Origin of the sequence: Mesorhizobium sp. M7A.F.Ca.CA.002.09.1.1 (assembly GCF_003998555.1) — a bacterium.
GTDB lineage: Bacteria > Pseudomonadota > Alphaproteobacteria > Rhizobiales > Rhizobiaceae > Mesorhizobium > Mesorhizobium ciceri.
The window spans coordinates 1-10,230 of sequence record NZ_RZRR01000088.1; the positions used below are offsets into that span (position 1 = coordinate 1).

Sequence of the window (10,230 nt, forward strand, 5' to 3'; positions counted from 1 at the left end):
GCGCAAGGCGCATCAGCGCCATGTCGCGATCTTTGCCGCGCATATCGGCGATCTGACGCCGCCGCAATTCGCGGCGTTGGCCAAGCTGCGTGACGTCGGCGAGACCTCGCAGAACCAGCTCGGCACGCTGATCGCGATGGATGCGGCGACGGTGAAGGGCGTCATCGACCGGCTGAAGGCGCGCGGCCTGGTCGAGCTTTCCAGGCACGAGGTCGACAAAAGACGGCTGCTGGTCAATCTGACCGCGGCAGGCCGCGATGCCATCGAGCGCCTGATCCCGCTGGCGCGCGAGATCACAAAGGAGACGCTGGCGCCGCTCTCGGCCAAGGAGATCACCACCTTCATGAAGCTGCTGGTGAAGCTGGCTTAGACCCGCCGGGCGCCAAAGGAGGCACCCGGCAGGAAGTTTGCCTCAGAGGCCGTTGTCCTTCAGCACCTGGGCGGCGTTTTCCTTGGTGATCTTCTCGGTTGGCAGGGTAATGGTCTTTTCGACTTTCTCGCCGTTGAGGAACTTGATCGCCTGGCGCAGGCCTTCGGCACCGGGAGTGACATAGGTGAAGGTCGCCGTCAGCTCGCCCTTGTTCACCATCTGCACGCCTTCATTGGGCAGGCCGTCGATGCCGATGAACTTGATGTCCTTCTCGCGGCCGACATCCTTGGCGGCGAGATAGGCGCCATAGGCCATCGGGTCGTTGTGCCCGTAGACGAGATCGATCTTCTCGTTGCTCTTCAGCGCGTTGGCCATCAGATTGTAGGCCTGGTCCTGCTTCCAGTCGCCCGATTGCTGGTCGAGCAGATATTTGATGCCCGGCTCCTTGTCGGTGAATTCGTGAAAGCCGTCATGGCGGTCATGCGCCGGCTGGGTGCCCATGCCGCCCCAGATCTCGACGACATTGCCTGCAGCCTTGCCCTTGCCGCCCAGCAGTTCGACGGCATATTCGCCGGCCGCGCGGCCGATCAGCGCGTTGTCGCCGCCGACGGACTGCGTGTAGTCCTTGGTGTCGACATTGCGGTCGAGCACGAAGACCGGGATCTTGGCGTCGATCGCCTGCTGCACGACGCCGGTCAGGCCGGCCGATTCCTTCGGTGACACCAACAGCGCATCGACCTCCTGGCGGATCAGGTTCTCGACATCGGCGACCTGCTTTTCGGTCTTGTCCTCGCCGTCGGTGATGATCAGCTCGACCTCGGGGTGCTTGGCGGCTTCGGCCAGGATGTCCTTGTTGAACTGCGCGCGCCAGGGCTCGATGGTCGTCACCTGCGAGAAGCCGATCTTCCACTTCTTGTCCTGGGCATAGGCATTGCCGGTGGTCAGCAGCGCGGTGGTGGTCAGCAGTGCCGCGGTCACGGCGGCAAGCTTCAGCATGTCACGTCGTTTCATTTTTTGTTTCCTCCGAGATTGAGAGACGGTGTCTCTTGCGACGGCCGCTTTGCCGCGGCCGTTTCCTTGTGCGCCGATTGCCCGCCGGGCAGGCGCAGATAGGCCAGGAGATCACCGGCATTGCGCTCCTGCACGAGCACGGTGCCGATGATGATCATCCCCTTCAGCACCAGCTGAAGGTTCGAATTGATGTTGTGGAGCTGCAGGATGTTGGAGAGCAGACCGAAGATCAGCACGCCGCAGAACGTGCCGATGAGGCTGCCGCGCCCGCCCATCAGGCTGGTGCCGCCTATGACCACAGCGGCAATGGCGTCGAGCTCCAGCCCGGCGCCGGCATCCGGCTTGCCTTGCCGGTACTGCGCGACATAGAGCACGGCGGCAATGCCGGCGAGCAGCCCGGAGACGGCATAGGTGGCGATCTTGACGCGGCCGGCGGCGATGCCGGAGAGGCGCGCCGCCTCCTCGTTGCCGCCGATGGCATAGACATAGCGGCCGAACGGCGTGAAGCGCAGCACCGCGCCGTAGATCACGATGGCGCCGAGGAAGAACAGGCCCGGCATCGGGATGATGCCGAACACCAGCGAGCGCAGGATCTCGAAATCGGCGGTGGCGTTGGAGCCGGTATAGACCGGCAGCACCGCATTGTTCTGGCCGGCGGTCAGCCGTGCGATGCCGAGCGCCGTCACCATCATAGCCAGGGTGACGATGAAGGGCTGCAGCCGTCCGGCAACGATGATGAAGCCGTTGAGCGCGCCGAACAGCAAACCAACGCACGGCGCCACCAGCAGCACGCCGAGCACGCCGAATTTCGGCTCGATCTGCGGCAGCAGAAACCACAGCGACAGGCAGCACAAGACCACGCCGACGACGGCGGGCGTGATCAGGCCGCGAATCCCGTCCAGCCTGATCTCGCGGACGAGATCGGCGCCGGCACGGGACTTTGCCAGGTTCTGGAAGATGAAGCGGGTGACGACGAAACCGAGGCAAAGCGCCACCAGCGCGACGGTCGGCACGCCCAGCACGACGCCCGGCGTCACGCCTGGGACCGTCAGCAGCATGGCACAGACCACCGAGCAGATGGCCATCAGCGAGCCGACGGAGAGATCGATGCCGCCGGTGATGATGACAGCCGTCATGCCGGTGGCGATCAGCCCGGTGGTCGAGACCTGGCGCAGCACGTCGAGCAGGTTGCCGTAGGAGAGGAAGATGTTGTTGCCCTTGGAACTCATCGGCGAGCCCAGCACGCCGATCAGGAAGATGGCGATCAGGCCCCAATAGAGCTTGGTACGGGACAGGAGTTTCAGGGCAGTCATGCGGCTGGTCTCGATATGGTCCTGCGCGGGGCGGCGAGACGCATGATGGCCTCCTCGCTGGCCGCATCGCGGGAAAGAATGCCTGTCTGGCGGCCATCGGCCATCACCAGGATGCGGTCGGAGAGATGCAAAAGCTCCGGCAGTTCGGAGCTGATGACGGAGATGGCCAGTCCATCGCGCGCCAGCTTGAAGATCAGGTCGTAGATCTCGCGTTTGGCGCCGACATCGATGCCGCGCGTCGGCTCGTCCAGCAACAGCACCCTTGGCCTGGTCGCCAGCCACTTGCCGATGACGACCTTCTGCTGGTTGCCGCCGGACAGCGTGCCGGCAGGCTGGTCGATGTCCCGGCAGCGGATGCCGAGCGCCTTGACCGCCTGCCGCGCCAGCCCCTGCTCGGCGGCCAGCGAGCGGATGCCGAAGCGGGCCAGCGACCCGACCAGCGGCAGCGCGACATTGTCTGCGATCGAAGCCTGCAGATGCAGGCCTTGCGTCTTGCGGTCCTCGGTGACCAGTGCAATGCCCAGCCGCCTTGCGTCGCGGGGCGAACGGATATCCACAGGCCGGCCGTCGACCTGGATTTCGCCACCGGTGCGGCCATCGCTCGAGCCGAAGATCGCCTCCAGGATCTCGGTTCGGCCCGAACCCAGCAGCCCGCCAATGCCGAGGATCTCTCCGGCGGCAAGATCGAAGCCAACGCCGTCGATCACCGTGCGCCAGCCATGCGCATCGGGCTTCGACAGCGACAGGTTTTCGACCGAAAGCACAATGTTGCCGCCGGAGTGGCGCTCTTCCTGGGAGGAAGCGAGCAGGTTGCGTCCGACCATCGCCGAAATGATCGCATCTTCGTCCAGCCTGGCCATCGGCTCGGTCAGTACATGGCGGCCGTCGCGAAACACGGTGACGCGGCTGGCCAGATGCATGACCTCGTCGATGCGGTGCGAGATGTAGACGATGGCGACACCGCTCTCGGCAAGCTGGCGGATGATGCGGAACAGCCGCTGGCATTCGGCCGGCGACAGCGCCGAGGTCGGCTCGTCCATGATCAGGATGCGTGCCGACATCGACAGCGCCTTGGCGATCTCGACCAGCTGCTGCTCGCCGACACGCAGGGCACCGACGCGGGCTTGCGGATCGAGCTCGATGCCGAGCCGCTGCAACAAAGCGCCCGCCGCGCGGCTGCTTGCCTTGCGGTCGACAATCAGCCCGGCGATCAGCTTCTCGCGGCCAAGGAAGATGTTGTCGGCGACGCTGAGTTCGGGCACCAGGTTGAGCTCCTGATGAATGATGGCAATGCCGGCATCCTCGGCGTCGCGTACGCCAGCGAAATTGACAGGGTGGCCATCGACGCTGACCGTGCCTTCATAGCCGGTGTAGACGCCGGAGAGGATCTTCACCAGCGTCGACTTGCCGGCGCCGTTCTCGCCCATCAAGGCATGAACCTCGCCGCGCCGCAGCTCGAAGCCGACATCGACCAGGGCGGCGATGCCGCCGAAGCTCTTGGAAATATGCTCGGCGCTCAGAACGGTGTCCGACCGATCGGCAGCGCCGTGCTGCGGGGAAAGGGAACTGCTCTCTCGCATGACAATGGCGGCCTCCCTTCCGTCGTCGTCAACTTCCCGCAAACGCTAATCTAAACGTTTCGATCATGTCAAGCTGATATGAGGTACCGCATGTTTACTGCATTTCGATTCTTGCTAAAAAGGACAGGATTCCGTACGTATTGGCCGGCAAGGGTGGCGAAACGTTTCGAAAATGACAGCATCAGGGCAAAAAAAACACCGGAAATCCACCGCGCCCACCATGCTTCATGTGGCTGAAGCGGCGCGTGTTTCTGTCGCCACCGTTTCGGCGCTGATCAATGGCACGGCGACGGTCAGTCCGGAGCTTAGCCAGCGCATCGAACAGGCGATCCGCGATATCGGCTACAAGCGCAACGCGATCGCCCGCAGCCTGAAGATGGGCACGACCCGCACGATCGGACTGACCGTGCCGCACATCACCAACCCATTCTTCACCGATGTCGTCTCGGTCATCCAGCAGGCCTTCGACCGGGCCGGCTATGCCGTCATGCTGTGCTGCACGGACGAGGATTTGAACACCCAGGACGATCAGATCAAGCTGCTGCTCGACCGCATGGTCGACGGGCTGATCGTGGCGCGCGTCGGCGACGGCGCGATCCTCAAGCGGATCGTCGACGACGCCAACGTGCCGGTGGTGCTGCTCGATCGTATCTGCAAAGGCGTCGACACCGATGCCGTGGTGCTGGACAACCAGCGCGCGGTGTTCGACGCCATCACCTATCTGATCAATCTCGGCCACCGGCGCATCGGTTACATCACCGGCACGTCGGACATTTCGCCGATGCATGACCGCATGGCGGGATATCGCGAGGCGCTTCACGCCGCCGGCCTGCCGATCGCGGAGGAGCTGATCCGCTTCGGCAATTTCCACGAGATCGACGGCTACAACGCGACCATGCAGATGCTGTCCTCGCACGATCGGCCAAGCGCGATCTTCTCGGCCAACAACCCGATGGTGATCGGCACCATGAAGGCGATCCGCGACATCGGCCTGTCCTGCCCGGAAGACATTTCAGTTGCCTGCTTCGACGACTTTCCATGGTCCGACGTGTTTCAGCCGCAGCTGACCACCGTCGCGCAGCCGGTGCAGGCGATCGGCGAACAGGCGGCCAATCTGCTTCTCGACCGTCTCGCCGGCAACAGGGACGCGCCGCCGCGCAAGCTTTTGCTCAAGGGCCGGCTGATGATCCGCAATTCATGCCGCCCGCTCGGGGCGATTGCGCAGAGCGTGAGCGCATAGTTTTTCGCCCAGCATATATCGTACCAGAACTTGTCAGGCCGCCTGCGACAGCGATTTGTGCGCCTCGGCCAGGATCTCGAACGACCGCACCCGCGCCGCATGATCAAAAATCTGCGCGGTGACCATCAGCTCGTCGGCGCCGGTGCGGCGCACGAAAGCATCGATGCCTTGCCGCACCGTTTCCGGGGAGCCGACGACGGCGCAGGACAATGCCTGGCCCAGCATGGTCTTTGCCATCGGATCGAGATCGCGGTCATAGTTCTCGACAGGTGGCGGCAGCCGTCCGGCCCGGCCGGTGCGCAGATTGACGAAAGCCTGTTGCAGCGAGGTGAACAGCAAACGAGCCTCGGCATCGGTGGGCGCGGCAAAGACGTTGAGGCCAAGCATGACATGCGGCTTGTCGAGGTGCTCGGAGGGTTGGAAGCGCGAGCGGTAGACATCCAGCGCGTGATCCAGATCCGCCGGCGCGAAATGCGAGGCGAAGGCATAGGGCAGGCCGAGCATGGCGGCAAGCTGCGCGCCGTAGAGGCTGGAGCCGAGGATCCAGACCGGCACGCCCTGGCCTTCGCCGGGCACGGCACGGATGCGTTGGCCTTCCTCGGCCGGCTGGAAATAGCCCATCAGCTCGACGACATCCTGCGGGAAATTGTCGACCCCGGCCTCGAGATTGCGGCGCAAGGCGCGGGCGGCACCCATGTCGGTGCCGGGCGCCCGGCCGATGCCGAGATCGATGCGGCCCGGATGCAATGCGGCCAGCGTGCCGAACTGCTCGGCAATCACCAGCGGCGAATGGTTGGGCAGCATGATGCCGCCGGCGCCGACACGAATGGTCTTGGTGCCGCCCGCGACATGGGCAATGACGACGGCTGTGGCGGCACTGGCAATACCCGGCATGTTGTGATGCTCGGCCAGCCAGAAACGCTTGTAGCCCAGGCGCTCGGCATGGCGGGCAAGATCGAGCGAGTTGGCCAGCGACTGCGAGGCATCGCTGCCTTCGACGATCGGCGACAGGTCGAGAACGGAAAGAGCGGTCATGGGTGGGATCCTGTGTCAGGACCGCATGTAGGAAGCATCCGGCGGCGCCGCAAATTCAAAAATATTGATCAGCCTTTGACAGCTTCGGGGTCGGCGATGTCGTCCTCCTCGACGACAACCGCGTGCTGCGCGGCGAGAAAATTGCCGACATGGCTGAGCCCATCGAAATGATCGCAGAACACCTTGATGACGACCAGCAGCGGCACCGCCATCAGGGCGCCGACGAAACCCCACAGCCATGACCAGAAGGCGATGGCGATAAAGATCGCCACGGCGTTGATCTCGAGGCGCCTGCCGACCACCATCGGCGTCACGAACTGGCCTTCGACGATGTCGCACAAGATCACGAAGGCCGGCGCCAGAAGCGCGTAGAAGATGGTATCGAAGCTGATCAACGCCATGACCGTGACAAGCACGATGGTGATCAGTGCTCCGACATAGGGCAGGAAATTGAGCAGGGCGGCAGCAACGCCCCAGACCAGCGGATTGGGCACGCCGAGCGCCCAAAGACCGAGAGCGATGACCGTGCCGAGGCCGGCATTGATGATGGTGACGGTGAGCAGATAGTGCGAGATTTCGCGTTCGACGTCATAGACGACGCGCAGCGCCCGCTTCTTTTCGCTGAGGCTGGCGAAGGACTGGATGATCTTTTCATAAAACATCGTGCCGGAGGCGAGCAGGAACAGCGACAGCACGAAGATAATGGTGAGGCCTGTTCCCGCCGACAGGATGTTGCTGGCGGCCGCCGACAGGATGCCGGACTGCGCCACCGCCACCTTCTGAATACCGGACTCCTGCGAGGTCTCGGTCAGTTGTTCGATCTGATGCGAAATCTGCATGATCTTCTCGAGCGGCTGTCGCAATTGCGCCAACCGTTCGGTGAGCTTCTGGCCGATCGACGAGGTGTTGTTGATAAGATCGATGATCGGGCCACTGAGCAGATAGCCGGCGGTGGCGAACACACAAAGGGACAACAGCACCAGAAGGGTTGCCGAGATCACTTCCGGGATACCGTGCTTGCGCAGCAGCCGGACGATCGGCGTCAGCGTCAGCGCCAGCAGGAAAGCCAGAAGCACTGGCATGAAAAAGGCGCGGGCGAAATAGAGCGCGTAGATGGCCATGAAGAGAAAGATGCCGATCAGCAACGAGCGCATCAGACGCGTGTCGGCGCGAGCCGCGACGCGCGAATCCGGTTCATCGGAAACGTCCTGTCCCCAGGCTGTGGGTTCGGTTTTCATGGTCACCCCTCAAGCCGGCGCCCCTTCGCACGGCAATCGCCTCCATGAAACGCAGAGTTACGGGCGAGGGTTCCATGAGCCGGCTTCGGGATTGAGGCCGCTCGCGCCGGCTCCGGGTCAGGCTGCCGGCGACGTGACGGCTGTGGCGGGCTTGGCTGTTTCCTTGCGCACGATCGGCGCCACCCTGGTGCCGTAGAGTTCGATCGCCTTCATGATCTTGGCGTGCGGCATGGTGCCGATCGCCATCTGCAGCAGGGAGCGGTCATTGCCGAAGATCTTGTGCTGGGCGACGATCTTTTCAGCCACTTGCTCGGGACTGCCGACGAACAGGGCGCCTGTGGGGCCGCGCGACTGGTCGAAATGCGCCCGCGAGGTCGGACCCCAGCCGCGCTCGCGGCCGATGCGATTCATCACTTCCGCCTGCGGGCCGTAGAAATCGTCCGCCGCCTGCTCGGTCGTCTCGGCGATGAAGCCGTGCACGTTGATGCTGGTGGCAAGGCCCGCCGGATCACTGCCGGCGCGCTTGGCGGCTTCGCGGTAGAGATCGAACAGCGGCGCGAAACGCGCCGGCTCGCCGCCAATGATGGCGAGCGCCAGCGGCAGGCCGAGCGCGCCAGCGCGGGCGGCAGACTGCGGCGTGCCGCCAATGGCGATCCAGACCGGTAGCCTGTCCTGGAAGGGCCGGGGATAAACGCCGCGATCGTTGATCGGCGCACGCAGATTGCCCGACCAGGTGACCTTCACGCTGTCGCGGATGGCAAGCAGCAGATCGAGTTTTTCGGCGAACAGCTCGTCATAATCCTCGAGGTTGAAACCGAACAGCGGGAAGGATTCGATGAACGAGCCGCGCCCGGCCATGATCTCGGCGCGGCCGCCCGACAGAAGATCGAGCGTGGCAAATTGCTGGAAAACGCGCACCGGGTCATCGGAAGACAGAACGGTGACCGCGCTGGTCAGCTTGATGCGCTTCGAACGCTCGGCCGCCGCGGCCAGGGCCACGACCGGTGCGGAGGCGGCATAGTCGGGCCGGTGATGCTCGCCGAGGCCGAAGACGTCGAGGCCGACCTGGTCGGCCAGCTCGATCTCCTCGATCAGGTTGCGCAGCCGCTCATGCGGGCCGATGGCACCGGGGCCCGGCTGCGGGCTGACGTCGGCGAATGTGTAGAGACCGAGTTCCATTTGATGTCATCCTGGTGTTGGGTTTTCGGGTTAGACGTAGCGACGCCTCAGCCGCGCCGCCAGTGGGGCGGACGGTGAACAGTGCATGTCGGTTTCGGCTCTATCTCTTCGTCGCCATTCCGGACGGAAAACCGCTTCACACTTTTCCTGGAATTGCTCCAAAGGCGTCTCCCGAGTGCAACAGCCGACAATTTCATGGCTGCCATGCCGTTTTGGCGCTTGAACTCTCGGTTTTCGCGCGTATGTAAGCGTCGCGAATTGACTTCAGGGAAGTGGACTTGGCTATCTACAGGGAAAAAGACGTTTTCGAGCGGCGCAATGCCGCAAACGAGGCAAAGAAGGCGCTCCTCGAGCGCTTCAAGGCAAAGCCGGCGGCGGATGATCCCGCAGTGCTGGCGCGGCAGGCTGAACGCAAGGCTATCCTTGCGGCCCGCGAAATCCGCGAGGCCGAAAAGGCCCGGCTGAAGCAGGAGAAGCTGGCACGCGAAGCGGTCGAGAAGGCCGAGCGCGAGGCAGCAGCCGAAGCGGCACGTATCGCCGCCGAGGAAGCTGCACAGGCCGAGGCCAAGATTCGGGAATCCGAAGAGAACGAGCGCATCGCCCGTCTTCTGGCCGACGAAGCCGAACGCAAGGCCAAGCGTGACGCGCGTTATGCGGCACGCAAGCAGCGTACCGGCAGGACGCCTCCGGGCTTCTCCGCCCGCTAGCTCTCGGCTACGGAGCAATCTGCTTCGAGAACCAGGGTCGCCTCGCAGCGGCCCTGAACGTGTTTGTCCCATGCATGTCGCCCTGGTCCCGGCTCTGGGAGGACGACATGCGCAAACCAAGAGACCTAAGCGTTACCGTCAGGCGGCGAACTTCAGCCCCATGATGCCGCAGACGATGAGCGCGATGCAGGCCAGCCTGATCGCGGTGGCCGGTTCGCCGAGCAGCCAGATGCCGAGCAGTGCCGTACCGACGGTGCCGATGCCGGTCCACACCGCATAGGCGGTGCCGACGGGCAGCGCCTTCAGCGCCAGGCCGAGCAGAGTGAGGCTGACGACCATCGAGGCAACGGTCAGCACGGTCGGCACCAGCTTCGAGAAGCCATCGGTGTATTTGAGGCCGATTGCCCAGCCGATCTCGAACAAGCCAGCGAAAAAGAGAAGAATCCACGACATCGACAACGCTCCATCAGAGCATCGGACCGAAAAGTGACTTCGGCGTCCGACGATCAGTCAAACAATGGCGGGTCGTCCCGTCCGGATTTGGGGAAGCGCGAGGT

10 protein-coding genes are annotated in these 10,230 nt (G+C 63.8%); 3 read left to right on the forward strand and 7 right to left on the reverse strand.

The genetic code is table 11. The features are described 5' to 3' along the window. On the forward strand, positions 1-370 hold a 370-nt coding region (locus EN994_RS06380), incomplete at its 5' end, for a MarR family transcriptional regulator (RefSeq protein WP_127307443.1). 42 nt (positions 371-412) lie between these two features. On the opposite strand, the gene EN994_RS06385 is transcribed toward EN994_RS06380, so the two are convergent. The 3 genes from EN994_RS06385 to EN994_RS06395 are packed head-to-tail and all read right to left on the reverse strand — an operon-like array spanning position 413 to position 4,274. Next, on the reverse strand, positions 413-1,381 hold the full coding sequence (locus tag EN994_RS06385) for a substrate-binding domain-containing protein (RefSeq protein ID WP_127307444.1): 969 nt from the start codon (positions 1,379-1,381) through the stop codon (positions 413-415). Further along, on the reverse strand, positions 1,378-2,694 hold the full coding sequence (locus EN994_RS06390) for an ABC transporter permease (RefSeq protein WP_013528456.1): 1,317 nt from the start codon (positions 2,692-2,694) through the stop codon (positions 1,378-1,380). The genes EN994_RS06385 and EN994_RS06390 overlap by 4 nt, the downstream gene beginning before the upstream one ends. Continuing rightward, positions 2,691-4,274: a sugar ABC transporter ATP-binding protein gene (locus EN994_RS06395; protein WP_063169732.1), complete on the reverse strand. Its 1,584-nt coding sequence runs from the start codon at positions 4,272-4,274 to the stop codon at positions 2,691-2,693. The genes EN994_RS06390 and EN994_RS06395 overlap by 4 nt, the downstream gene beginning before the upstream one ends. A gap of 220 nt (positions 4,275-4,494) precedes the next feature. On the opposite strand from EN994_RS06395, the gene EN994_RS06400 reads away from it, so the two are divergent. Beyond that, positions 4,495-5,514, forward strand: a complete 1,020-nt coding sequence (locus EN994_RS06400) for a LacI family DNA-binding transcriptional regulator (RefSeq protein ID WP_013528458.1) — start codon at positions 4,495-4,497, stop codon at positions 5,512-5,514. 33 nt (positions 5,515-5,547) lie between these two features. Here EN994_RS06400 and EN994_RS06405 read toward each other — a convergent pair whose 3' ends face one another. From EN994_RS06405 to EN994_RS06415, 3 genes are all read right to left on the reverse strand, one after another. After that, a complete protein-coding gene (locus tag EN994_RS06405) occupies positions 5,548-6,549 on the reverse strand; it encodes an LLM class flavin-dependent oxidoreductase (RefSeq protein ID WP_063169731.1) in 1,002 nt (333 codons plus the stop codon). Between the two features lie 68 nt (positions 6,550-6,617). Beyond that, entirely contained in the window at positions 6,618-7,787 is a 1,170-nt protein-coding gene (locus EN994_RS06410; protein WP_013528460.1) for an AI-2E family transporter, read from the reverse strand. A gap of 117 nt (positions 7,788-7,904) precedes the next feature. Then, positions 7,905-8,966: an LLM class flavin-dependent oxidoreductase gene (locus tag EN994_RS06415; protein ID WP_127307445.1), complete on the reverse strand. Its 1,062-nt coding sequence runs from the start codon at positions 8,964-8,966 to the stop codon at positions 7,905-7,907. A gap of 278 nt (positions 8,967-9,244) precedes the next feature. Here EN994_RS06415 and EN994_RS06420 point away from each other — a divergent pair, with 278 nt between their 5' ends. Further along, complete coding sequence (locus EN994_RS06420; RefSeq protein WP_013528462.1) at positions 9,245-9,673, forward strand: DUF6481 family protein; 429 nt, start codon at positions 9,245-9,247, stop codon at positions 9,671-9,673. A gap of 138 nt (positions 9,674-9,811) precedes the next feature. Here the strand turns inward: EN994_RS06420 and sugE are convergent, their stop codons facing one another. Further along, positions 9,812-10,126, reverse strand: coding sequence for a quaternary ammonium compound efflux SMR transporter SugE (gene sugE / locus EN994_RS06425; protein WP_013528463.1), 315 nt, complete (start codon positions 10,124-10,126; stop codon positions 9,812-9,814). Positions 10,127-10,230 lie beyond the last annotated feature (104 nt).

Excerpts from the sequence above, each read along its gene's own strand:
- EN994_RS06385 (WP_127307444.1), bottom strand. The coding sequence starts at position 1,381 with ATGAAACGACGTGACATGCTGAAGCTTGCCGCCGTGACCGCGGCACTG.
- EN994_RS06390 (WP_013528456.1), bottom strand. The coding sequence starts at position 2,694 with ATGACTGCCCTGAAACTCCTGTCCCGTACCAAGCTCTATTGGGGCCTG.
- EN994_RS06395 (WP_063169732.1), bottom strand. The coding sequence starts at position 4,274 with ATGCGAGAGAGCAGTTCCCTTTCCCCGCAGCACGGCGCTGCCGATCGG.
- EN994_RS06400 (WP_013528458.1), top strand. The coding sequence starts at position 4,495 with ATGCTTCATGTGGCTGAAGCGGCGCGTGTTTCTGTCGCCACCGTTTCG.
- EN994_RS06405 (WP_063169731.1), bottom strand. The coding sequence starts at position 6,549 with ATGACCGCTCTTTCCGTTCTCGACCTGTCGCCGATCGTCGAAGGCAGC.
- EN994_RS06410 (WP_013528460.1), bottom strand. The coding sequence starts at position 7,787 with ATGAAAACCGAACCCACAGCCTGGGGACAGGACGTTTCCGATGAACCG.
- EN994_RS06415 (WP_127307445.1), bottom strand. The coding sequence starts at position 8,966 with ATGGAACTCGGTCTCTACACATTCGCCGACGTCAGCCCGCAGCCGGGC.
- sugE (WP_013528463.1), bottom strand. The coding sequence starts at position 10,126 with ATGTCGTGGATTCTTCTCTTTTTCGCTGGCTTGTTCGAGATCGGCTGG.